This window comes from Cellulophaga tyrosinoxydans (genome assembly GCF_900176415.1).
Classification (GTDB): domain Bacteria; phylum Bacteroidota; class Bacteroidia; order Flavobacteriales; family Flavobacteriaceae; genus Cellulophaga; species Cellulophaga tyrosinoxydans.
Window position 1 is genome coordinate 335,357 of the sequence record NZ_FWXO01000002.1, and the last position, 24,431, is coordinate 359,787.

Genomic DNA, 24,431 nt, shown 5'->3' on the forward strand with positions numbered 1-24,431 from the left:
AATTATCTTTTGAATATGAGTTTTAAATAGTTAACTAAAAAAATTGATTTAAGCATCATAAAAAATGATTCTCTGGTTTTATTAAAGAAAATTGGTGCTAAAACAGACGCTATAAATTGCGAAATTAGAGTTGCATAAGCTGCTCCAAGTATCCCCTGTTTAGGAATTAACACTAAATTTAGAACTATATTTGCCACCATTCCAAAACCTAAACAAAGTATATTATACGCCTGTAAATTCTCGCTGATAAACCATTTTTGATTTGCTACCCCCAAAAAAACAAATACCCCTGCCCAAATATGTATATTGAGTACAGGAGCAGCTAGGGCGAATGCATCACCATACAAAAAATTAATTCCCCATTTGCTAAACAGCAAAACAGGAATAACAATACTATATCCAAGAATAACCATTAAATCATACAAACGTTGCAAGCGATCCATATATAAATTATGGTCTTTCATCTTTGCATTAACAATGGCAGGAAACAAAGAACTACAAATAATCATTGGGATAAAATACCACGCTTCACTTAAACGTACTGCCGCAGAATATTGCCCAACAGCACTATTACCCATTATTTCTTGAATCATTACTTGGTCTATTTTCATATAAATAGAGATAACAATACTACTTAAAACCAAGGGCCATGAATCCTTCAATAATTCTTTCGCAACGGACCATGAAAATTTCCATTGAAAAATAGAAAAACCTTCCCGTTGGTAATACCAAATTTGCCCGAAAGTAAGAAAAGCTATGTCAAAGGCTAATAAATAGACAAAATAGATTAATGAAGCCTCCTGGAAAATCAAAATAATTTTTAAAATTGAAGATATAATCAATCCTATTAAACTGGGTAGTGCTATTTTTCGACTGTTTACTGTGCTATTGAAAAATGCTCCAATAACACCAAAACTGTTTAAAAAAGTTATTAAACCTAATATGATTATAATTTTATTTGTAAGAGGACTATTATCATTGACAATTATTGCAATCGTTAAGCATATCATTATAAATAAGGATCCGAAAGTCTGTAAAATAAATGATGTTCCTAAAAGTTCATTCTTTTTATCTTGAGATTTAATCAATTCCCTCATAACAATATCCGTTAAACCCAAAGTTGAAAATGCAGCAAAAATAGCTACAAAACTTTGTGCATAACTTAGAATACCAAATTGTTCAGGCCCAAGATAACGTGTCACAAGCACTCCTACACTTAAAGCTACAATTAAACGAATAATTTTTTCACCCATTAACCATGAGGTATTTTTCAAATATCTCATAAACCCTGTTTGGTTCAATATTTTTTTAATTTTAACTATCATATTTTTATGAATATTTAAGAACGACAGGTTTTAGCTTTGATTTAAAAATAAAAATTTGAATATTCTATGCAAATATGAATAATCTAATAGAAATAATGCATTTAATTCTATGAAAAGTAGGAGCAATCGGATTAGTGCAAATAATCATAATATACAACCAAAACAAAAAGCTGATATTTTTAACAATTGTTAAAAATATCAGCTTTTAATTATTGTATTTTTTTAAATACTTATTTTATAGAAAGACTATTACCTCCAGCGTCATAACTGTTTTTAATATTAACAGATTTATCATTTCCACTAATTTCTATAGCAGCTATTGCACTAGCTCCATTAATTGTACAATTTTGAATAGTATTACTTGAGTTGAAATTAGCATTTGAAGAAGAACCAATATATCCAAATGATGTAGTAGGAACCACTCCAGAATAATTTATTGTTACATTTTCTATGGTTAGATTTTCAACACTTGATTGTAAACTAACAACAACTCCAGTAAATAAATTGAAAGAACTAGTAGCCTTAAAATTTATTATATTATTTATAAAAACTACTTCCTCATTTACTGTATCTACACCATATCCTTTGTATCTTAAAGCAGCTACATAATTGCCAGGATTGAAACCTGTGTAATCAAAGTTAAAAATATTACTGTCTATTGTCAATGGAGATTTTTGAACATCAAATAAACTAGAAAATTGAATTCCCGTATTAGTAAATGTGTTATCCCTAATAGAATTATTTATTAAAATACCATTATAACCAGATGTAGCACTGCCAAAACTAATTCCAGCATAATTAGATATATCACTCCAAGTAAATCTATTGTTTTGAATTTTTGCATTTTCAACTTCAGTTATAGACAAACCGCTCATTCTATGTACACCTTTTGAAACGATATCACAATTAATCAATTCGAAATTTTTATTAGTTTGACCAGATATTGTACTAAAAACACCAAGAATTGTCGCTGCTTGCCCATTAAAATCTTGTTCTACTAAAGGTGCCTCGAAATAACTATCTTTTATATGAACATTAGAAACAGTTATTTTAGCTTGACGTCGTTTGGCGTATTTGTAAGTTTCGTTGGTTAAATAAAAATTCACATTATTATTCATTGTTGCCGAACCATGTGGGGCAATATATAAACATTCTGCATCATCACCTATAATATTTGTAACTGTATTACCCTCTAAATATACGTTTGCAGTACCGTCTTCATACAATGCAATATTGAATCCTTTACTTAATCCGTTTACATTGTTGGCAGTACCATCTGAGTCAGAACTAATATTATCAATTGTATTCCTATAAAATTCACCTTTAGTAAAACCATAAGTTTGTGGATATAAACTAGTTTTAAAAGCTATCCCACGCGCATTTGATGTTGAATGATAATCATGTACATTTAAGTCAGCAAAATAAAAGGTTTGTTGGCCTTTTAACCAAAATAAACGGCCATAAGTATTGGTACCATCAAACTCTCCGTTGTATATTCTTGGGGAAAGATTAGTCATGGTAAAGACATAATCTACATCGAAAGTATTAATTCTAAATTTGGAATTATTATTTGTTTCAATTTCAGCACCGTTTAAATCCCAATCAAAAGTACCTTGTCTTTTATACTCAGATGGTGCATTTTTTATATATTTTCCTCCGGTTACACCTAAAGCATAAGCGCTATTATTTATTAATGCATCTATTGCATCTGTATCGTCTTTACTATCATTGGCAAAACCACCAAAAGTATCAGGGCTCAATTTAGATTTTTCATAAATAGCACTAAACGTAGAACTTGCAGAAAAAACTTGCTTGTTATTGTTTATAATATACGCCCCATTCAGGTTTATATTGGTACCCGAAATTAAGCCCCCAGCGGGTTCTATGGTCTGGTTAGGCGCCATTTTACAATTAGAACAATTAAAAGCTTTAGTTATGATTGCTTTAAAATTAGCTTTACTCGCATCAGCCATATCTGCTGCTGTTTCTGGGTAGTAGGTTCCCTTTATTTCATTAGGGTTTGGAAAATTTTCTCCTGGAGCAACTGCTTGCGCTGCAATTGTAATGGTAATTTTACCCGTTTCCACATCGGTAGCACCATCTGAATACGTAATGGTAGCTTTATATAATACTTCATCTACACCTTTAGCACCACTATTTGGGGTGTAAGCTATGGTGTTATTGGTGTTTAAAACTGTTTTCCCTTTCGCAGCTAAACTAAGCTCTGTAATCTTAACATTGGCTTTGTTGGTAAACCTGTCATTATCCAATGGTGCAATAGTTAAAGCGGTTTCATACTCCGTACTTACTACATCATCAACAACATCTTTAACTGGAGTAACTGTAATTTTAAAGGTATTAACACGTTCTGTAACAGTACCTGAAGCATCTTCTACATCTACAGTATAACTAAGATTGTCTACGCCATGAAAATCGGCTGCCGGAGTAAGTACCAAAGCATTTTTTGCGTCTAATTCTGCTTTACCATATTTAGGTTGTGTAATACTTTTTAACGCAAAAGACTTTCCAGTGTAACTAGAAGCCCCTTTTTCAAGGTCTAAGGTAATGACTTTATCTTCTGCAAAAGTTAATATCCCATTCTGATAATCAATTACCGGTTCTGTTTCTTCCGAATCTGGTGTTTCTACTTCATCAATTATTTCATCGGGAGTTTCTAAAATTGCATCAGTAAAAAATTCTGAGTCTGTTGTACAGGATACAAAAAAGAAAAAACTGAATATAAAAATATTCATAAGTAGGGCATTTTTGGTATTCTTCATAGCTTTTTGATTTCTTGGGGAAAAATCATTTACTTTATGTAACTGGATCATTCGATAAAATTATACAAGATTTTTTAAAAAGAGTTGAAATACCATTTTTTTCGTTGAACTGCAAGATATTTTTAATTTTTAGATTAAAAAAGGTTCTAAATTATACTTATCAACAAACAAATTAACATTTTAACTCTATCAATTTTTTTTTTAATTCAATGTAGTTACGTTAGTCAACGAAGATTTAGATGACTTCATCGATAAAATTGGACGCATTTTAACAGTTTAATCGTTGAACTGCACCTTTTTAACTAAATTTTCACAATTAATAGCCTTATTTATTTCTCTTTACTGCAATTTTAAATTTTATTTTCACAGTTGAAGGTCACATGCCATATGTAAACTGTGGAATATTACCTAATTAGGTAGCTATTAACCCATTGTGCATTATGGACGTATAGCTAGAAATTGTCTGTTCGAGAACTTGATTTTTCAATTATTTCATTGAAAAAGTAAGTGTATCGAGAACACTTTGGAACAGGAAAGTTTCTCGATACTATTTTCCCTCCCGAAAAGGGCGTAAAAATCACTCGAAACGACATTACCTATCAAAAATAGCATCAAAATGCACAACGGGTTAGCTATTACATTTTAACCTCAATTCTTTTCTTTATACGCAATCCTGACTACTGGGTACTACTAAATGACAACGGAATACTGTTAACTGTTAACTGTCAACTGTCAACTGTCAACTAAACCCAAATGCTATTTAACCGTAAATTTTACATTACAGCCTTTTTTAGAAACAAGTCCGTATAATTTTTAATTTATTTGCATTAAAATTCATCATGGCTAGTACTCATCTTACCCAATTAGGATTAGGTTCTTCATTTAATTTGGTAGCTTCAAATTCGCTTACCCCCTTTGATCTAAAGCGCCATATTACAGATTACACCCTATTTTATACCGGCAGACATGCTATTCGGTATCTCATAGATGCTATTCAAATGGAACAGCATGTTGCTACAATTTGGCTCCCAGAGTACTACTGTCAGCATGTTACGGCGTGGCTCCAACAGGTATATTCCAATATTAAAACCTACCCAATCAATCCCTTTGATGAAAAAACCACACTAGATACATCGGTATTTGCATCTAGTAGCGATATTGTTATTTTAAATAATTTTTGGGGGGTGTACAATTATTCCATTACTGAAGGTACGGACAGGCCAATTTATATTGAAGACCATTCGCATGGGTGGTTGAGCAAAAGCTGTTTAGAGAGCACTGCAGATTATTGTTTTGCATCCTTACGAAAAACATTGCCCATTGCTTTAGGCGGGATTGCTTGGAAGCCTAAAGGTAAGCTTCCGCAATTAGAACAGCAGAGTAGTGAACAGCCAGATTTTACCATTGCATGGGATAGGATTTCTCGAGCTATGGAAATGAAAACAGCACTATTAAACGGTTCCACAGAGTACACCAAACCAGATTATTTAAATTTAGTGGCACAATATGAGCATTTTTTGCACCAACAATACACGGTTGTAAAAATGCAGGAGCCCCACCAAATAATCATTGAAGAATTTTTGTATAAAGATTACAGTACCTATAAAAAAGCAAACCTGACTGCGGTAACTACTACTTTAGCACCTTCTTCTATTTTTAAAATAATACCATGCCAAAATAACTTTACCTTTGGATTGGAATTGGTATTTACGGAGCGTAGCGCATTTAACGAGCTAAAAAGCTATTTAATACAACACCATATTTACCCTTCCGAACTTTGGCCAGATAATATAGAAGATAAATTTTTATTAAACATTCATATAGATTTTCGATATACTAAAACAGATATGGAGCATATTACGTTAATTTTGAATAACTGGACAAAAAGTAAAAAAAACCAAAAATAACCATGTACACTTTATTTTTTAAGCGACTGATAGATTTAATACTAGGGTTTACCGCATTTGTATGCTTATCCCCATTTTTTATAGGTGTAGCTCTTGTACTGCTATTTACCAACAATGGAAAGCCTTTTTTCTTTCATCCTCGCCCGGGTAAAAATGGTAAAATATTTAAGGTAATAAAGTTTAAATCTATGAACGATAAAAAAGATGCCAATGGTGAGTTTTTACCGTTTCATATGCGCGTAACCAAATTTGGAAATTTTATTAGAAAATATTCTTTAGATGAGATTCCACAATTACTAAATGTACTAAAAGGCGATATGAGTCTTATTGGACCACGACCACTGTTAGTGCAATATTTACCACTATACAACCAAGAACAAGCTAAGCGACATAATGTAAAACCTGGTATTACTGGGTGGGCACAAGTAAATGGACGTAATGCCATATCATGGGAGCGGAAATTTGAGTTAGATGTATGGTATGTAGAGCACCTATCGTTTTTATTAGACATGAAAATTCTTTTTTTAACCGCAAAAAAAGTAGTAATTAGAGAAGGTGTAAATGCCGATGAAAATTTAAATATGACTACCTTTACCGGTAGTAATTAATGAAGCATACAATACGTTAGCATGAAGAATGCGGTAATATTAGGTGGTGGCACTTATGGCGAAGTTTTTTTAACCTATCTCACGGAACAAGGATTTACTATTCTTGGATTTTTTGATGATAATGAAGATAGCTGGGGAAAGCTAATACATGGTTTACCTGTATTAGGAGGAATGGAAAAGCTTCTGAAAAATAATTTAACACAACCCATTCACCAAGTATTTTGCCCCATAGGTGATAATCATATAAGAACAAAGTACCTATCAAAGCTTAAAAAAGCAGGTTTTGAAATACCTAACTTTATTCATGACTCTGTTTTATTAAATGATGATGTAACTATTGGTGAAGGGGTATATATTTTGCCAGGCGCTATGATCATGCCGCATACCATAATTAAAAACTATGTAATTATAAGTATGGGCAGTAAAGTTGCTCACCATACCATTTTAGAAGATGGCGTATTTATATCTACTGGAGTGAATGTTGGTGCAGGCATACATATTCAGAAAAAGGCTTTTCTCGGTATTAGTTCTACCGTTATGACTGGAGTGACATCAATTGGACGAAATGCATTAATTGGCTCTGGAGCTGTAGTAATTAGAAACATTGAAGATAATCATGTAGTGGCTGGCGTGCCTGCTAAAACGCTACGTATACTTAAAGAAAAAAAAGAAAATCTCCCTATAGCAATTGCAAACGAACACCAAAAACTAAAGGTAAACGCGATGGAAATAGTTGGATTTGACCTAGCATGTCATGATTTAAAAACGGCAGAAGACATTGAGTTGTATAAAAAATACCTCAAAAATTTTAAAGGTTTTGATGCCTTTTATAAAATAGAATTGTTTAATGTAAAAAACAGTGAAACAGAGCAATTAAAATATTTTATACTTTCTAAAAACAACGAGGTCATTTGCTTAATGCCATTTGCTTTACGAAAAATAATTATAGATCATAAAGATACTACCTATAATGATGTAAGTTCTTTTTACGGATATAGCGGTCCTTTATACAATGAAAAACTGAAAAACGAAGATTTAATAAATTTTTGGCATTTGGTGGATGCGTGGTACAATAAACACAATGTTGTTACAGAGTTCATGCGTTTTAATCTTGATGGCAATCACCAAAATTATTCCGGGATTATTGCAGCTACACTAAACAATGTTAAAGGTGTTATTATTGATAATGACGAAGAACAATGGAACTCATTTGTACCAAAGGTTAGAAATAATTACAGAAAAGCATCGGGTAATGGTTTAGAGGCTAAAATTTACCACCAAGCAATTTCAGACGAAATAATAAACACCTTCCATACGATTTATATAGGAACAATGGAGCGTAACAATGCTGCTAACAATTATTATTTTACGCTAAATTATTTTAAACAATTAATACAGGCAAATCCTGCCAGTAATGCGATTATCATAATTTATAAAGACGCTATTCCCATCTCCACTGAGTTAGTTTTACTTAACAGTGACACCATGTATTCCTTTTTGGGAGGTACAGTAAGTGAATATTTTCACTTACGCCCTAACGACTTTTTAAAAATAGAAGCTTTAAAATGGGGGAAAACTCAAGGTTTTAAAAACTATGTTTTAGGAGGAGGAAGAATAAATGGCGATAGTTTATACAAATACAAAAAGAGCTTTTTTCCTAAAAATGAAGATGTTGTATTCTATACTGGAAGAAAAATAATTAAACAAGACGTTTACGAGAAATTAGTTACGCTTAGTACTAAATACACCTATACCCTTAATGAAAAAGATATTATAAACGATTTTTTTCCGTTATATAGAAAACCAAAAACCAATTAACTTTTCTTTTTTCTATGATCAATGTAGTAACAGCAAAACAAGACTGGTATAGCATATTACAAGAAATTAATAATTACGATTTCTATCACACCTATGATTATCATCAGTTATCTAAAAAGGAAGAAGAAGAGCCTCTATTATTGGTTTATAGAGAAAAAAATGTACTAATTGCATTACCTCTGTTAATTAGAACAATAGCGAATTCAGCTTATTGTGATGCAACATCAGTGTATGGTTATGGTGGCCCACTGGTTTCTGGTGTCTCTGAAGATTATGATTTTTCGAAATTTCATATGGCCTTAAACACTTATTTTGATGAAAAAAAAATAATAAGTGTTTTTTCAAGATTGCATCCTTACTTTCCGATGCAAGAAAAGGTTATTACCAACTTGGGCAGCATTGAAGATTTGGGCAGAGTGGTGAATATAGATTTGACCAAAACACTTGAAGAACAAGTGCAGCATTACTCCAACACCACAAAAAGATACCTTAAAAAGGGACTTAAAAACATAAGTATAGTTGTGAGTAATAAAAAAGAGGATATTGATACTTTTATAGCCTTATACAATGAAAATATGGAGCGCGTAAATGCAAAAAAACATTATTTTTTTAATGATGAGTACTTTTTGCAATTTGCAAATTCAACAGAATTTACCACTGAATTTACCTTCGCCGTTCTAAACGAAACTCAAAAAATTATATCCGCAGCAATGATCATAAAAACAAATTCTAAATTTGTGCAGTATCATTTATCGGGTACTTTAACCGATTATTTGCATTTAACACCAATACGTCTCTTAATAGACGCAGCAAGAATTAGCGGCACCAATGAAGGGTATACTTATTTTAATTTAGGTGGTGGCTTAGGCAGTAATAATGATTCATTATACAGTTTTAAATCGTCTTTTTCTGACGACTTTAAGCAGTTTAAGATTTGGAAGTACATTGTGAATCATGAAAAATACAATGAACTGGTAGCTCAAAACCCTAGTTTGCAAGAAAAAGAAACGGATACAATTTCCTTCTTCCCCTTATATAGATTTGATGTTTAATTTATTAAGAAAAGGTTGCACCCATTTTAGATGTGCTACATATGCATAAATAGCCTTCCAATCCATTAAACATAATATGATTAAGCGGTACTGGTAAAATGTAAATCCCATTAAAAAACCAATGGTGGTATGAAACAAAAAGGCAAAAAACAAATACCAATTACGATATTTACTACCAAAAAATACAATAAAACCGCCTAGTTCAAAAATAATGGTAAATATAGTGATACCCTTCAGTAGCCAAGGCTGCTCCACAATCCAATATTGAACTTTTCTTACCGTTAGTGATTTTTGAATATTAGAATAGGTATATGCTTGTAAGCCATAATCGTCTTTCCATTTACTAGTTTTTGGCAAACTTGGATCTCCAATAATTAATTTATGCTTTCCTTGAGGATATTCAAACGTATGATCTTGAATATAAAAACCAATGGTATTACCGTCTAAATAATTAGTACCTCCATATCGTAATTTTGAAATACCTGCCGTAAAATAGGTAAGTATAAGTAATAGCAATAGTAAGGTAACTCCCCATTTATAAGTTCTAGCTTCGGAATAAAACCTATCTTTTTTAAACCATTTATTGATAAAATACTGGTCTATGGAAACGCCCATACTCCCCGGTATTAATGCCAATATAAAAATTACTTGTGATGAAAAAGATACTTGGTGATCAAAACTACCAAGGCCTTCATCAAAACCATAAAAAATAAACGTAATTGTGCCCAATAGCAATAAACTTATCCTACCCAAAAAACCTATTGCACTGCCAATTATTGCCAGCACTAAAATGGCTTTCCAATACACTAAATCTTGTGGTAAAAAGGCAAAAAGCCTTTCTGGAAATAGCTCAATTATCCATGTAGCATTTAGCTCGTACTGTTTTATATTTTTAAAAGTAAAAAAATAACTAAGACAGGAATTATAGGTATATAGCCCAACAAGCAAGGAAAGAAAAAACCTTAGCAAAGATAGCGGTTGTGTTACAGGTAATTTAATTATTGATGCTACTACGTTTTTCACCATACATATATTGATTAGTACTACAATTATATATTCCTATTAGATTATAATTGGATACATCGTTTCGGTAATAATCTACTTTTTTGATTGATAGTTGAATTTCATTAAAAGATAAATTATATTCTTTCTTTAAAAAAGCTGTATAATTTTTGAAAAATGTTCGCATTCTTGCTTCGAACTTTTCCTTTGTGTCTTCCCCTAATTTATTACTAAATGGATTTATTCCTGAAGCTACGCCATAGGCTTTACCGAAAAAATGTCGCACAAAATCGCGCTCGCTAGTACCATAATATTTTTCAAGGTTTAAAATTTCTTTATCTGCTGTTACCCCTTCAAATTTAAAAACATAGAAATCTGAATTTTTGTCTATATGATGCGCAAACATGGGTGCTTGTGTAAAGGGAAAGCTTTCTACACCGGCAATAGCCACAAATAAATTAGGTGCTAATACTAGTGTAAAAACTGCAACCACATACCATTTTTTAGCAAATAATTTATTCATTCTACTTGCGCTTACTTATTTAAATTCATTTTACTACGTAAATCTTCAGTAATTAAATCGGCAATAATCTTGCGCCCATAATTATTCCAATGCATATCATATATCAATGTAGTTGGCTTATCGGAATGGTTAATTTTATTTCCGAAATCTATATACTGATAATTATTTTCCTTTAAGTAAGTTATAAATAAAGGACTAGTTTCTTCAACATCTAAAAGCAGCACATTTTTTTCTTTGTCATAGCCATATAAATCCACAAGACTTTCAAAATTAGCCAAATATTCTTTATCTATTTTATTTTGATCTACAGCAGGAGCTGCTTTCTGTGGTTTGTTATTACGTATGAAAGCATTTGTTTTACCAATAAAACTCTTAATTGGATCTATAAAACCAATATCAGTTAAATAAATTAATAGTTTACTTTTCTTTAATAAATTATTCAATGGCGATTGCATGTTTAATCTGGAGTGTGATACTTCATACTTAGATCTCATTAAATCGTTATTAAACTTCAGTTTTATATACACATAATCAATCAACTCAAAATCGTTTTTATAGGAATACATCAAATGCAATTGATCTGCCATATCATAACCAGAATAGCCATATTCATATACCTCTAATTGTTGTTTAAAAGAATCCTCAATTTTTCGTCCTGTGGATCTTGCGTAGGGCTGATGAAAGCCCTCTATAAATGAATCTCCAACCAAGGCTACCTCAATCTTATCTTTAGTTGGCGCAAATTCATGGTACGAATTATAGCCCGATTTATTGATGTGAAATTTAATGAAGTTCTGTTTTCTATTACCGGTCATGGCATACCCTTCTTGCCCAGGCACCCACTTCTCGACATTGTTTTTATCTAAAAACCGATTTGGCTTGTCTTCTCCTAAGTAAAATATTCGTGTTAAACATTCCAATGCTACCACAAATAAAATACCATATAAACCTATTTTTAATATTAATTTTTTCATGATTAAAATTGAAAGTAAATAAATGATCTATCAAAACCACTATCATAAAATAATAGTATAGCGAATATTACTAAAGTATACGCTGCAAAACGCACATATTTATTTTTGAACTTAAACGGACTACGTTCGTCTCTTCGCATTCTAAACTCGTACAGCACAAACAATAGTACCAAAATAAAATAATCTGTCATTCGATAACCTAAAGGATGTTGGTATGGGGCATAACTCATATCCGATCCTATTCTAGAGATATAACCAAATGCATCAGTAAGCGATTCGGACCTAAAAAATATACGTGAAAACGTTACAATGGCAAAAGTTAATAGCAATTGACCTATTTCTACAAAGCTTGGAAAAAATGAATTCTCCGCAACAACGCTATCCTTATAAATAGCATTTCTACCCAGTAAAAATACCGGAACAAAGGCAAGTGCATGAAAAGCACCCCAAAAAATAAATGTCCAATTAGCACCATGCCAAAAACCACTGACCAAGAAAATAATACAAATATTTCGTACTGATTTTAATTTACTTACTCGCGACCCTCCTAATGGTATATAAATGTAGTGCCTAAACCAGGTTGATAATGAAATATGCCAACGTTGCCAATACTCTGCAACGTTTCTCGAGAAATTTGGAAATTTAAAATTCGACATTAATTCAATTCCAAATAATTTAGATGTTCCAATGGCAATGTCTGAATATCCACTAAAATCTCCGTATACTTGAAAACTAAATAAAGTTACCCCGAGAATTAAGGTAGATGCCGGATAGGTACTGTAATTAGTAAAAATATCGTCTACCATTGGAGCTAAAGCATCCGCAATTACCATTTTCTTGAACAAACCCCATAAAATAAGTTTTAAACCTTCAATAATCTGGTTTTGACTAAAAACCCTTTTACTACTAATTTGACCTAATAAATCTGTAGCTCTTTCAATTGGTCCTGCAACTAGTTGAGGGAAAAAAGCAACAAAGGTCGCAAAGGATAAAAAGTCTTTTGATGGTTTTAATCTGTTGTAATAAATGTCTAAAGAATAAGACATCGTCTGAAAAGTATAGAATGAAATACCAACTGGAAGTATAATATTTAAGGTCCAAGTACTTGTTATATTATACCCAAAAAGTTGAAACATGTCAATAAAAGAGTCGGCAAAAAAGTTGTAATACTTGAAAAAGCCTAGAAGTCCAATATTAAAAATTACACTAACCCAAAGCCATGCTTTTTTTCTTTTGAGGTTCTCGTTATTATTATCTATTGCTATGCCTACTAAATAATCCACAAGAGTACTGGCAAATATTAAAAACAAAAAGCGCCAATCCCATAGACCATAAAAGAAATAGCTCGCTACTAGAACGAGCATATTCTGAATTTTTAAACTTTTATTTAAAACAAACCAGTACAAAATAAATACCACTGGTAAAAAAATTGCAAAACTTATTGAGTTAAATAACATTTGCGTTTTTAATTTATTGGTTAATTAATATAAATTCGGATCTTCTATTCTCTTTGTGCTTTTCCTCAGTACAGATATGATGATCATCGCAATCATTAACAAGCTGCTCCTCTCCGTAGGCTTTGCCTTTTAATTGATTGTGACCAACACCATTTTTCTCTAAAAATTCGATTACTCTATTTACGCGGCGTTCTGACAACCATGTATTATACGCTTTTGTGCCTCTGGAATCAGTATGCGAAGCTATTTCTATAATCATGGTAGGATTAGACTTTAATATAGCTGCTAATTTCGATAAAATATTCTTAGCACTCGGTGTCAAATATGAAGAATTTAAGTCAAAATATACATTTGATATGGAATTAATTTGTTGTTGCAATTCTAGTTTTTGCTGTGCCAAACTATCTTCTTTTGTCTTACGTAATTCAGCTATTCGCTTTTGTTCTTTCTCAAAAGCAAGTTGTTGCGCCAAAATCAAAGCTTTAGCTATAGAATCTTGAACTTGTTGTTGCCTTAAATTAAGCGCTTCAATTAAAGCTAGTTTTTCAGCTCCTTGGTCCGTTAATTCTTTTTCTATTCCAAATCTATAGGCTATTCCGGCAGTATGTTGCACTTGTCTTGTTGTGCCCTTTTTAATACCATATTTTGCCATGGTATTGAAATTTAATCCCCAATGATCATTAAACCATGTATTAAACCCAAAACCAACATTAGCTGTAGTTCTACCTAAATTTCCTATATCACTATACCCTGCACCTGCCTGAATAAATGGATCAAACCAGCCAGTTTCGCCTACAATTTTATTAATATCATAACTTATCATCCCATCTAAAGCATAATACTTGCGCTCGGTTGTATTAATTTGACCGTCAATTAATTTTCCTACTTTATAACGATTATATGAGGCCACCAGTTTTGTCTCCAAACCGCTTTTAAAATATCGAGCAATACTTAAGGATGATGGAAAAGGAACAGAATTCCAAGTTTCTTTGGCATTAAATAATCTACTCCCAAACGGAGTCGCAGTATCATCTACAATATTATAACCTAAACCAAGAGTCCAATACTTTGTTAGTACCGAATCTTTAGTTGTTAACACAGGAATTTCCTGGGCAACTAGACCAGTAAAATTCATAAAAAGAATAACAATACAGATTGTTTTAAAAGTACTCATACACATAAGTTTGGGGGATAATGAACCATAAAAGTACTACAGCACATCATCCCCTTCAAAGAAACTACCTTAAAGTGTATGAATATTCGATATGAGGTATTTTTAATACCTTAAAGATTAATTATTTAAGAAAAAGTAAATTACTAGTGTTACTCTTAAGCTTATAAACACAAAACGGACTTGTAATAGCTCCACTATCCTCTGCTATAATACTGTCTAGAATAGTTATGTTTACAGATGTACTTGTACTACTTTGTATTTGCAAGCTAGGTGCTTCAGCATTAAATTGCTCACCCAGACTATATATAATTACCGTCTCTGAATTAAAATCTACATTTGGAATTGCGAGGCCTGGCTTTCTTGTTTTATTAATTTGGGAATAAAAATCACGAAGTGTATTAGGTTCTTTGATTACTAAAATTTGAGGTGTTTTTAAACCACTATAATTATCGCGAAGCAACAATTCTAATGGAGCTTTACCATTATCTTTAGTGCTATAAGCTACGGTTTTTTTTTGTGCATTACATGAAACTAAAAATAATAACAAAACAAAATACTTCATTTTTAGTGTATATTTTTAAATCGAAATTGAAGAGCTCTTTCGTAAACAGCTTCGTAAATTGGGAGGATATTTTTAATATCAAATCTTTTTGCATTTTCAAATGCCCTTTCCTTGAACGTATTTAAAACCTCATCATCTTCGAGAATTTGAATGGCATTTTTAGCCATTTCGTCTATTGCTCCAACATTACTTAAATAACCTGTAACACCTTGTATATTGACCTCTGGTATACCCCCTGCATTACTTGAAACTACTGGTGTTTTATTAATCATTGCCTCCAACGCAGCCAAACCAAAACTTTCTGTTTCTGATGGCAATAAAAATAAATCAGAGAAACAAAGTATTTTATCTATTTGGTTACTGTTTCCTAAAAAAATAACCTTATCTGCAATTCCTAATTCCTCACAAAGTAATTCTGCTTTTTCTTTTTCAGGTCCTTCTCCAACCATCACTAATTTTGCAGGAATTTTTTTCTGAATTTTATGGAATATCTTAATAACATCTGGTATTCGTTTTACCTTTCTGAAGTTACTAATATGCGTAATGATACGCTCATTATCTTTTGCCATTAGTGATCGTTGACAATCGGTAAAAGTATTATCGTAATTGGTTACATCTATAAAATTAGGGATTACTTCTATATCATTTTCAATAGTAAAAAGATCAAGTGTAGCGTCTTTTAAATTTTGGGATACCGATGTAACAATATCCGATTTGTTGATACTAAAAGTTACCGCTGGCTTATAAAACGGATGTTTACCAACTAAGGTTATGTCTGTTCCATGTAGAGTGGTAATCATAGGAATAAAAATACCGTCTTCTTGCAGCATTTTTTTAGCCATATAACCTGCATATGCATGAGGGATGGCATAGTGTACATGCAATAAATCTATCCCATGCAATTTTACAGTATCTACCAATTTACTTGACAATGCCAATTCATAGGGCTGATAATGAAACAAAGCGTATTCTGGCACATGCACTTCATGAAAATAAATGTTGTTACTCAACAACTCTAATCGTACTGGTTGTTTATAGGTTACAAAATGTACTTCATGTCCTCTATTGGCTAGAGCAATACCTAATTCTGTGGCTACTACTCCACTACCTCCAAATGTTGGATAACAAACAATGGCAATTTTCATCTGTACTCTTTTTATTTATAATTATCAGATGTAATTTTCTATTTCTTAATTAGAACATGTTCCAAAAATAAAAAGCTACGATTACTATTTTTAAGTAAAATTAATAGGTCGAAAAACAATGGGCAAAATTACAGTTAAAGCTAGTATTTAATTTTCGATTGCATTATAAATTGCTTTCTGAATTCTGGTTCTTAAACTCGATTTAATTAACAAGTTATTGGTTGCCGATGGATAAGTTCTATTAGACAAAAATACATAAACTAATTCCTCATCCGGATCTGCCCAAGTATACGTTCCCGTAAAGCCACTATGCCCAAAACTTTTGGGTGAAACACAACCACAAGTTGGAGCTCCTGATCTTGCATCTGGCTTATCAAAACCTACACCTCTCCTAACATCTTCTTTACAAAAATAACAAGTGTTGAACTTCTTTACCGTTCTAGAACTAATAATGCGCTCTCCACCGTACACTCCTCCTTGAAGATACATTTGCATTATTTTAGCAATATCATTAGCATTGCTAAATAATCCCGCATGCCCACCTACTCCACCTTGCATCGCCGCTCCCATATCATGAACATAGCCTTGAACACGTTCATACCGATAATAATTATCTTCCTCAGAAGGAACTATAATATCTTTCGGAAATTTATCTAAAGGATTATAGGTGGTATTATTGGCTCCTAATGGTTTATAAATTAGTCTGTCTGCTAATTTATCTTGTCCGTCGCCATAAGAATCTTCAATATATTTATGGAACACAAAGTAACCAATATCACTATATCTATAGCGATTAGATTTTAGTTCTTGTCTTCCTATTCTATTGTAAATTGAGTCTTTATAAGCGTCTGTTAAATATAATTTATCCGTTACTTTTATAGAATAGCCAGGTAATGGCTTGTCTCTATAAAATTCTCCCGATGGCTTTCTATTTTTATCTAAAGTACTGGTGTAAAAAGCAATCCAAGCAGGTAGCCTACCGTAATGTGATAGCGCCTTAAGCACCGTGACATTTTTAAGATCTGTGTTTTCATAGGCTGGTATTAGTTCTTTAAAAGTCTGATTTAAAGATAATTTACCTTGCTCCTCCATCTTCATAAGAAGTGGTAATGTAGATAGTATTTTGGTCAATGAAGCGAGATCAAAAATATAATCATTAGTCAAGAATTCTTTTGAATCGTACGTGGGTTTGCCGAAAGATTTACTATAAATAACTTTTCCTTTTCTTGCTACCAACACTTGAGCTCCAGGGAACATCAGTGAATCTATTCCGTTTTGCACCAATTTATCCACCAAAGCTAGTTTACTAGAATTTACACCTACACGTTCAGGAAAACTATAACCTAGTCTTAACAGCGAATCTATTTTAATGCTTTTATTAACCGGCAAGTCGGGATTTGCTGTTACTGGTAATAATCCGTTTGCACCGATGGCACCAAAAATAACTTCAGCCACTTTCTCCTGAGCTATTTTACTATTTTGATATCCGATTACTACTGAATTAACTCCTTGTAAATCCAAATCTAATAGTGCGTAGGGTTTTGCAAACTCGGCCAAAATTAAATTTGATGTTCTTAACTTAGAAATCTCTTTTAATGATGCAATTTCTTCGCTGGAATACTTATACGATTTCCAGGGGCTTTCATTACTTTTATGATGCCCTACAATGATAACATTATACGCTGCAATACTTTTGGTAAATGAAGAAATTTCGGTGAGATCTACTTTAGTAACATTAGTGTATTCTTTTAATGCTTTATAAAAAATATCTCCATCATCATCGCCCATATGTACATAAGCGATTTTTTTATTTTCAAGCTTTTTTAAAGGCACTAAATCAAACTCATTTTTCGCGACAGTTATGGCGTTTTCTATGGCTTCTTCATAAATCAAATCATTCTCCAAGCTATTCAAATCATTATAAAGGTTTTTAACATCGATAGGGCTATAATTTTGAAGCCCTACTTTGTATTTTGCCATTAAAATTTTCTTTACAGAAAGCGCTAGTCGGTTTTCAGATATTTTACCACTTTCATAAGCTTTTACTAATCTCGCCTTTGCAGTTTCCACATCTTTAGGCATTAGTAAAATATCATTACCGGCTGTAAAAGCAGCTAATTCAACATCACCAGGCTTTTTAGATTCGCCTACCCCACTCATGTTTAAGGCATCAGTAAAAATTAGTCCTTTAAATTTTAGTTTTTCTTTTAAAATACCTGAAATAATTTGCTCCGATAAAGAGGATGGTATTTTTGATTGCATTTCTAAACCAGGCACACTTAAATGAGCAACCATTACAGAACTTACCCCCGCATTGATTAATTTTTTAAAAGGATACATTTCAATGGAATCCAGTCTTTCTTTTTTGTAAGGAATTTGTGGTAAGGTTTTATGCGAATCTTTTTCAGTATCGCCATGCCCAGGAAAGTGTTTAGCACTAGAAAGTATGCTTTCGCTTTCTAATCCTTTCATATAAGCAATACCATTTCTAGCAACATTTTCTCGATCCTCACCAAATGACCGGTTCCCAATAATTGGATTTTGCGGATTTGTATTGATATCTACATCGGGAGCAAAATTTATATGAACACCAAGCCTTTTAGCGTGCTTCCCAATTTGCTTTCCTATTTTCTCTACGATTGTACTGTCTTTAATAGCTCCAAGGGTCATGTTCCAAGGAAAGGCATAGGTAGAGTCTAATCGCATGGCTAAACCCCATTCCGCATCCATCGCAATAAGTAACGGTGTTTTAGCCGATTTTTGGTAGGTATTGGTTAATTCTGCCTGTTGCACTGGCCCGCCGTTAGAAAAAATAACACCACCAATTTTTTGGTCTGCAATAAGCTGCTTTATTTTATCTGTTGCTGTTTTATTCTGATTTGAAGCTACGCTAACCATGAATAGTTGCCCTATTTTTTCGTCTAATGACATGGATTGGTAGGTTGCGTCTACCCATTGCTTCTGTGCAAGACTATCTTTTACCACTAGTGGATTTTTTTGCCCAAAGGCAAATGAAACAGCACTAATACATAAAATTAGGAAAGATTGTTTAATCATAAATTATACGTCTGAAAAATAGTCAACCAAAAATAATGCCTTTTATTGCATTTTATCGATTGTTTATAATAAAATTAGGGTTTTACGACGTAATTAATAGTTTTACTTATTACATAAATCTATTATGCCAGCTTTCTTCTGCAGGTATTTCCCAATGGTTTAGGTACTCTTCTTTATTAGTAACTAGGTTATTAAAAACAATTGTTTTTTTAGAAACAGATTTGTCTTTAGCCATTTTCTTAAAATCTAACAATGTTTTATAGGCTACAAATTCTCCTTGTTTATAAGATACATTCATCTTATCCAACAAATCTACAGCATATTTTTGCTCTAAAGATTGTATAAACCTTACAGATGCATCAATAGAACAGCCTGTAGCTCCTGCTATGCTCTGATCCAATGCGATAACTATAAATCTATTATAAGGTATTTCGTAACCTGCATTTAGGTCGCTACCATGCGCAGTCCATTCGCTTAAAAACTGATCTAATGCAGCACGAATTTCCACTAGTTCCACTTCCGAAAAACTACGGTTAGATTGATAAATCCAAATTCTAGAAGAATCTGGTAAGTCTTTAAAATCTACTAACATGTTTTATATTATTAAAGATCGTCCGCTGAAGCGATTAACTCAGCGATATCCATTACTGCAACACTTGCTTCTTTTTCTTTATTCTTAACACCATCGGTCATCATCGTGTTACAGAAAGGGCAACCAGCCGCTATAATGTCCGGCTTTGTTTCTAAAGCTTGCTCTGTACGCTCAATATTAATGTCTTTGTTTCCTTTTTCTGGTTCTTTAAACATTTGAGCTCCTCCAGCACCACAACATAAACCACGAGTTTTACAACTCTTCATTTCCACAAGTTCCGCGTCTAACTTTCTAATTAAATCTCTTGGTGCTTCATACACATCATTTGCTCTACCTAGATAACATGGATCATGAAAAGTAATACGTTTACCTTTAAATTTGCCACCTTCCATGGTAATACGCCCTTCTTCCAATAATTGTTTTAAAAATTGTGTATGATGCACAACTTCATATGTACCACCTAGGCTAGGATATTCATTCTTTAATGTATTAAAGCAATGTGGACATGCCGTTACTACTTTTTTTACTTCGTAGGCATTAAGAACTTCAATATTAGTAACTGCCTGCATTTGGAATAAAAATTCATTCCCTGATCTTTTTGCAGGATCTCCCGTACAACTTTCTTCTGTACCTAATACCGCAAAACTTACATTTGCCTTATTAAGTATTTTAACAAAAGCCTTTGTAATCTTTTTTGCTCTATCATCAAAACTACCAGCACAACCCACCCAAAAAAGTACTTCGGGTTGTTTACCTTCTGAAAAAAGAGATGCCATTGTTGGCACATTTATATTCGTATTCATATGCTAAATTTCTTATGATTCGTTAGCCCAGTTTAATCTGTCTTGTTGATTAAAAGGCCAAGGCGCACCGTTGTTTTCAATATTCCCCATCATGTTATTTAAATCTGATGGTGCTGCAGACTGCTCCATTACTAAATACTGACGCATATCCATAATTATAGACAATGGATCAATACTTACAGGACAAGCCTCTACACAAGCGTTACAAGAGGTGCAAGCCCATAACTCTTCGTTAGTAATATAATCTCCTAGTAATTGTTTGCCATCTGGAACGAAAGTTCCTTTATTAGCATCAATATTTTTTCCAACTTCTACAAGCCTATCACGAGTATCCATCATGATTTTACGTGGAGAAAGTTTTTTACCCGTTAAATTCGCAGGACATTCACTTGTACAACGTCCGCACTCCGTACAAGTGTAAGCGTTCAGTAATTGAACCCAGTTTAAATCTGTAACATCTGATGCTCCAAATTTCTCTGGTACAGGCGCATCTTCTGCTGGTGCTGCAAATGGATCTGCTGAAGGATCCATCATTAGTTTTACTTCTTTTGTTACTGCTTCATTATTTAAAAATTGACCCTTTGGTCTTAATTTACCATAATAGGTATTTGGAAAAGCCAACAGTATATGTAAGTGTTTTGAGAAATATAAATAATTTAAAAACACTAAAATACCAACAATGTGCAACCACCATGCCGTACGTTCCATCATATGCAAGCTGTTTTCAGACATTCCATCAAAAAATGGTGCTATAAACTGACTTACAACATTACCAGAGTCTAAATTCTGGAATGAAGTGTCTGTGGCATTCATAAATAAGAAAAGACACATTAATACTACTTCAAAGTACAAAATTATGTTTCCATCATTCTTTGGCCATCCAGTCATTTCTGAACTTAAGAAACGTTTAATTTTAATGATATTTCTACGAATCCAAAAAGCAAAAACAGCGATTAAAACAAGCACCGCCAAAATTTCAAAAGAGCCTATTAAAAATCCGTAAACAGATTCATTTAAAACCGAAAGCCCAATTCTATGCGTGCCAAAAATTCCGTCGATAACAATTTCTAATACTTCAATATTGATAATAATAAAACCAACATAGACTATAATGTGAAGAAATCCTGCAATTGGCCTAACGACCATTTTCGTCTGGCCCAAGGCAATTTTTGCCATATTCATCCAACGTTGCGGTTTGTTATCACTTACATCAATAGCCTTTCCTAATTTAATATTCCGGAATAATTTTTTAACATTAGATGCAAAATAACCAACACCTGCTATAAGAATAAGGGTAAATATAATTTGTGGAATGTACTGCATAATTTAATCTTGAATAGTTTTGGCTGGATCATTTTCGGGCACTTCATAATCTATTTGCTTTTTACCAAATACAGAAACGTTTAAATAGCGCTTAGGGTTTAATCTGAAATCTTGTAATAGCAAATCTAACTCTCTTGTTGAGTTGGATAAATTAGTATACAATTCATCATCCGTCATTAATTTACCCATGGTACCATTACCTTGTTCTATTTTTGCCAACATAGCATCTAAACTAGCTATAGTAGATTCTAAATTCTTCATAGTATCCACCAAACCAGCTTGCGATATAGAATCTGAAAGTTTAGAAAAGTTTGAAGTTATATTGGCAATATTTTGTACTGCTGTATCTAACTCCCCTTTATTATCAGCTAAAAGTGCATTTAAATTATTTGCACTTCCTTGAAAACTTTTAACAAGCACATTTAAACCACTTATACTTTCTCTAAGGTCTCTTTTTGTTTTGGTATCTAAAATTTGATTCACATTAATCATAAGAGAATCCGCATTAGTAACTGCTCCCTCAATTTTACTTTGTAAAGGAGCTAGATTTTTCTGAACCAAATCTGTTAAACCTGGTTTAACAGAAGAAATTAAAGTATCTCCAGATTTTGCCATTGGAGAACCATCAAACATAGGAATTATTTGTATTCCTTTTCCTCCGATTATTCCCGTATCGTATAATTCTGCTTTGCTTTGATTAGAAAATTCAAATTCATTATTAACCGAAAAAGTAACTAATAATTTACCTGAATTATCCTTAAATTTAATATTGTTAACGTTACCAACAGTATAACCATTTATGGATACTGGTGTTCCAGGTTGTAATCCTCCTACGTTATCATAAACTACATAAAATACCTTGCTATTATCGAAGATAGATGTTGATTTTAAGTAACTGAATCCCATTATAAATAATAGAATACCACCAACTACAATTATTCCTGTTTTAATTTCTCTTGATATTTTCAATTGAATGAATTTAGGGTTCTTAACAAAATTAGAAATATTTTTTTGAAGACGACGTACAATTCCTTAATTGGATTTCAGTGCTTCTTCAACAGATATTCTCTCGCCGTTTTTATAGGCCACAATATAGGCATCTTTATAGCCTTTTCTTTCTGCATCTTCTTTTAATTTATTAGCATAATCGTAAGACTCAGTACTACCATACAAATATCTATATAAGTTTTTATACCCTTCTTTAGAAATATTATTTAGTCCTTTAAAGTTTTTGGCGGCAACAGACATACTATTACCACTAGCAAAAATTTGCACTTTAAAAACAATCTCTGCTTTATCGCTTACTTTTTTAACTACAGGTTTGTCTTCAATTTTAGGGGTTATTTTAGGTGCTACTTCTTTCACCTCTTCTGTTACCACTACTTTCTCTTTTGGAGTGTTTATAACAGGCTCCGAACTAACATTTGAGCTTAGCTTCTTTTTATAATCTATAATGGCATTAGCAATAGCCGTACCCATTTCTTGTTGCCCTTTAGCTGAATTTAAATACTCTCCTTCAGGTTTATACGTTAAAAATCCTGTTTCTATTAAAACACTTGGCATAAATGTTTGATGCAAAACAATGAATCCCGCTTGTTTAACTTTACGATCAACTCTTTTTAAGTTAGTTGTAAAATTATCCTGCATTGTTTTTGCTAACAATATACTCTGATCTAAAAACTCTTCTTGCATAATAGTTAATCCTATAACGGACTCAGGAGAGTTAATGTTATATGCTGCATACCGAGTTTCATAATTATCTTCTAAATATATAGCAGAGTTCTCTTTTTTAGCAATTTCAAAATTCTGCTTGTTGGCATGCAACCCTAGAACAAAAGTTCCCGCACCATGTGCCTCTGAGGTATGGGAATCGCAATGAACCGACACAAAAAGGTTTGCGTTTGCCTTGTTGGCTATTTCTCCACGCTTATATAAATCGACAAAAGTGTCTTCTTTTCTAGTATAAATTACTTTTACATTAGGTTGTTTTTCTAATATCTCGCCAACCTTTAAAACAATTTTTAATGCTATATTTTTTTCCAAATAGCCGTTCCCCAAATTTCCTGGATCATGACCACCATGGCCAGCATCAAGCACTACAATAAAAGGCTCTTGCACTGAAGAATTTATATTATTACTACTAAATGATGTTAAAGATAAAGGAGCAAACAAAACAAGTAGTAGATAAAAATATTTCTTATTCATATGTTATAATATTTGTAATAATGGTTAAATTTATTGTAATGTAGCGGCTACAGAACAAAAAATATATGTAAGTTTGGCTTCGATTTAAATCGTCATAGAGACAAGACAAACTATTACAAAAATA

Annotated in this window: 19 protein-coding genes; 4 read left to right on the forward strand and 15 right to left on the reverse strand. The window is 32.5% G+C overall.

What is annotated here, in order from left to right:
* Window positions 1–2 precede the first annotated feature (2 nt).
* Window positions 3–1,325, reverse strand: coding sequence for a flippase (locus tag B8963_RS08545; protein WP_084061092.1), 1,323 nt, complete (start codon window positions 1,323–1,325; stop codon window positions 3–5).
* Window positions 1,326–1,555: 230 nt separating this feature from the next.
* Window positions 1,556–4,156 carry an Ig-like domain-containing protein gene (locus B8963_RS08550; RefSeq protein ID WP_084061093.1) on the reverse strand — a complete coding sequence of 867 codons (2,601 nt, stop codon included), beginning with the start codon at window positions 4,154–4,156 and terminating at the stop codon, window positions 1,556–1,558.
* Window positions 4,157–4,944: 788 nt separating this feature from the next.
* On the opposite strand from B8963_RS08550, the gene B8963_RS08555 reads away from it, so the two are divergent.
* Genes B8963_RS08555 through B8963_RS08570 form a run of 4 tightly spaced genes read left to right on the forward strand, consistent with a single transcriptional unit; the run spans window position 4,945 to window position 9,490 of the window.
* Window positions 4,945–6,012: a hypothetical protein gene (locus tag B8963_RS08555; protein WP_084061094.1), complete on the forward strand. Its 1,068-nt coding sequence runs from the start codon at window positions 4,945–4,947 to the stop codon at window positions 6,010–6,012.
* A gap of 2 nt (window positions 6,013–6,014) precedes the next feature.
* Complete coding sequence (locus B8963_RS08560; RefSeq protein WP_084061095.1) at window positions 6,015–6,620, forward strand: sugar transferase; 606 nt, start codon at window positions 6,015–6,017, stop codon at window positions 6,618–6,620.
* Window positions 6,621–6,641: 21 nt separating this feature from the next.
* On the forward strand, window positions 6,642–8,438 hold the full coding sequence (locus tag B8963_RS15865) for a NeuD/PglB/VioB family sugar acetyltransferase (RefSeq protein ID WP_143312496.1): 1,797 nt from the start codon (window positions 6,642–6,644) through the stop codon (window positions 8,436–8,438).
* A 14-nt stretch (window positions 8,439–8,452) separates the two neighbouring features.
* The gene (locus B8963_RS08570; RefSeq protein ID WP_084061096.1) at window positions 8,453–9,490 is read left to right on the forward strand and encodes a GNAT family N-acetyltransferase; all 1,038 of its coding nucleotides are present in this window, start codon (window positions 8,453–8,455) and stop codon (window positions 9,488–9,490) included.
* Here the strand turns inward: B8963_RS08570 and B8963_RS08575 are convergent.
* The 13 genes from B8963_RS08575 to B8963_RS08635 all read right to left on the reverse strand — a co-directional run bounded on the left by B8963_RS08575 (window position 9,470) and on the right by B8963_RS08635 (window position 24,307).
* Window positions 9,470–10,516 (reverse strand): hypothetical protein, encoded by a 1,047-nt coding sequence (locus B8963_RS08575; RefSeq protein ID WP_084061097.1) that lies wholly within the window; start codon window positions 10,514–10,516, stop codon window positions 9,470–9,472. The two genes, B8963_RS08570 and B8963_RS08575, sit on opposite strands and share 21 nt — an antisense overlap.
* Entirely contained in the window at window positions 10,485–11,015 is a 531-nt protein-coding gene (locus B8963_RS08580; RefSeq protein WP_084061098.1) for a hypothetical protein, read from the reverse strand. Before B8963_RS08580 ends, B8963_RS08575 begins: the two co-directional genes overlap by 32 nt.
* Window positions 11,016–11,026: 11 nt before the next feature.
* On the reverse strand, window positions 11,027–11,989 hold the full coding sequence (locus tag B8963_RS08585) for a hypothetical protein (RefSeq protein ID WP_084061099.1): 963 nt from the start codon (window positions 11,987–11,989) through the stop codon (window positions 11,027–11,029).
* Between the two features lie 2 nt (window positions 11,990–11,991).
* Window positions 11,992–13,353, reverse strand: a complete 1,362-nt coding sequence (locus B8963_RS08590; protein WP_317043710.1) for an MBOAT family O-acyltransferase — start codon at window positions 13,351–13,353, stop codon at window positions 11,992–11,994.
* Between the two features lie 106 nt (window positions 13,354–13,459).
* The gene (locus tag B8963_RS08595; RefSeq protein WP_159447291.1) at window positions 13,460–14,620 is read right to left on the reverse strand and encodes an OmpA family protein; all 1,161 of its coding nucleotides are present in this window, start codon (window positions 14,618–14,620) and stop codon (window positions 13,460–13,462) included.
* Between the two features lie 121 nt (window positions 14,621–14,741).
* Window positions 14,742–15,182, reverse strand: coding sequence for a hypothetical protein (locus B8963_RS08600; RefSeq protein WP_084061102.1), 441 nt, complete (start codon window positions 15,180–15,182; stop codon window positions 14,742–14,744).
* A gap of 2 nt (window positions 15,183–15,184) precedes the next feature.
* The gene (gene bshA / locus B8963_RS08605; RefSeq protein ID WP_084061103.1) at window positions 15,185–16,327 is read right to left on the reverse strand and encodes an N-acetyl-alpha-D-glucosaminyl L-malate synthase BshA; all 1,143 of its coding nucleotides are present in this window, start codon (window positions 16,325–16,327) and stop codon (window positions 15,185–15,187) included.
* A 147-nt stretch (window positions 16,328–16,474) separates the two neighbouring features.
* Window positions 16,475–19,384 (reverse strand): serine hydrolase domain-containing protein, encoded by a 2,910-nt coding sequence (locus B8963_RS08610; RefSeq protein ID WP_084061104.1) that lies wholly within the window; start codon window positions 19,382–19,384, stop codon window positions 16,475–16,477.
* 109 nt (window positions 19,385–19,493) lie between these two features.
* Complete coding sequence (locus B8963_RS08615; RefSeq protein WP_084061105.1) at window positions 19,494–19,976, reverse strand: ABC transporter ATPase; 483 nt, start codon at window positions 19,974–19,976, stop codon at window positions 19,494–19,496.
* Window positions 19,977–19,987: 11 nt separating this feature from the next.
* Window positions 19,988–20,779 (reverse strand): (Fe-S)-binding protein, encoded by a 792-nt coding sequence (locus tag B8963_RS08620; protein WP_084061106.1) that lies wholly within the window; start codon window positions 20,777–20,779, stop codon window positions 19,988–19,990.
* 12 nt (window positions 20,780–20,791) lie between these two features.
* Window positions 20,792–22,102 carry a 4Fe-4S dicluster domain-containing protein gene (locus B8963_RS08625; protein ID WP_084061107.1) on the reverse strand — a complete coding sequence of 437 codons (1,311 nt, stop codon included), beginning with the start codon at window positions 22,100–22,102 and terminating at the stop codon, window positions 20,792–20,794.
* 3 nt (window positions 22,103–22,105) lie between these two features.
* Window positions 22,106–23,071, reverse strand: coding sequence for an MlaD family protein (locus B8963_RS08630; RefSeq protein WP_084061108.1), 966 nt, complete (start codon window positions 23,069–23,071; stop codon window positions 22,106–22,108).
* A gap of 63 nt (window positions 23,072–23,134) precedes the next feature.
* Entirely contained in the window at window positions 23,135–24,307 is a 1,173-nt protein-coding gene (locus B8963_RS08635) for an N-acetylmuramoyl-L-alanine amidase family protein (RefSeq protein WP_084061109.1), read from the reverse strand.
* Window positions 24,308–24,431: the final 124 nt, after the last annotated feature.

Excerpts from the sequence above, each read along its gene's own strand:
- B8963_RS15865 (WP_143312496.1), top strand. The coding sequence starts at position 6,642 with ATGAAGAATGCGGTAATATTAGGTGGTGGCACTTATGGCGAAGTTTTT.
- B8963_RS08625 (WP_084061107.1), bottom strand. The coding sequence starts at position 22,102 with ATGCAGTACATTCCACAAATTATATTTACCCTTATTCTTATAGCAGGT.
- B8963_RS08585 (WP_084061099.1), bottom strand. The coding sequence starts at position 11,989 with ATGAAAAAATTAATATTAAAAATAGGTTTATATGGTATTTTATTTGTG.
- B8963_RS08570 (WP_084061096.1), top strand. The coding sequence starts at position 8,453 with ATGATCAATGTAGTAACAGCAAAACAAGACTGGTATAGCATATTACAA.
- B8963_RS08615 (WP_084061105.1), bottom strand. The coding sequence starts at position 19,976 with ATGTTAGTAGATTTTAAAGACTTACCAGATTCTTCTAGAATTTGGATT.
- bshA (WP_084061103.1), bottom strand. The coding sequence starts at position 16,327 with ATGAAAATTGCCATTGTTTGTTATCCAACATTTGGAGGTAGTGGAGTA.
- B8963_RS08620 (WP_084061106.1), bottom strand. The coding sequence starts at position 20,779 with ATGAATACGAATATAAATGTGCCAACAATGGCATCTCTTTTTTCAGAA.
- B8963_RS08610 (WP_084061104.1), bottom strand. The coding sequence starts at position 19,384 with ATGATTAAACAATCTTTCCTAATTTTATGTATTAGTGCTGTTTCATTT.
- B8963_RS08560 (WP_084061095.1), top strand. The coding sequence starts at position 6,015 with ATGTACACTTTATTTTTTAAGCGACTGATAGATTTAATACTAGGGTTT.
- B8963_RS08590 (WP_317043710.1), bottom strand. The coding sequence starts at position 13,353 with ATGCTCGTTCTAGTAGCGAGCTATTTCTTTTATGGTCTATGGGATTGG.
- B8963_RS08635 (WP_084061109.1), bottom strand. The coding sequence starts at position 24,307 with ATGAATAAGAAATATTTTTATCTACTACTTGTTTTGTTTGCTCCTTTA.
- B8963_RS08550 (WP_084061093.1), bottom strand. The coding sequence starts at position 4,156 with ATGATCCAGTTACATAAAGTAAATGATTTTTCCCCAAGAAATCAAAAA.
- B8963_RS08595 (WP_159447291.1), bottom strand. The coding sequence starts at position 14,620 with ATGAGTACTTTTAAAACAATCTGTATTGTTATTCTTTTTATGAATTTT.
- B8963_RS08600 (WP_084061102.1), bottom strand. The coding sequence starts at position 15,182 with ATGAAGTATTTTGTTTTGTTATTATTTTTAGTTTCATGTAATGCACAA.
- B8963_RS08545 (WP_084061092.1), bottom strand. The coding sequence starts at position 1,325 with ATGATAGTTAAAATTAAAAAAATATTGAACCAAACAGGGTTTATGAGA.
- B8963_RS08580 (WP_084061098.1), bottom strand. The coding sequence starts at position 11,015 with ATGAATAAATTATTTGCTAAAAAATGGTATGTGGTTGCAGTTTTTACA.
- B8963_RS08555 (WP_084061094.1), top strand. The coding sequence starts at position 4,945 with ATGGCTAGTACTCATCTTACCCAATTAGGATTAGGTTCTTCATTTAAT.
- B8963_RS08575 (WP_084061097.1), bottom strand. The coding sequence starts at position 10,516 with ATGGTGAAAAACGTAGTAGCATCAATAATTAAATTACCTGTAACACAA.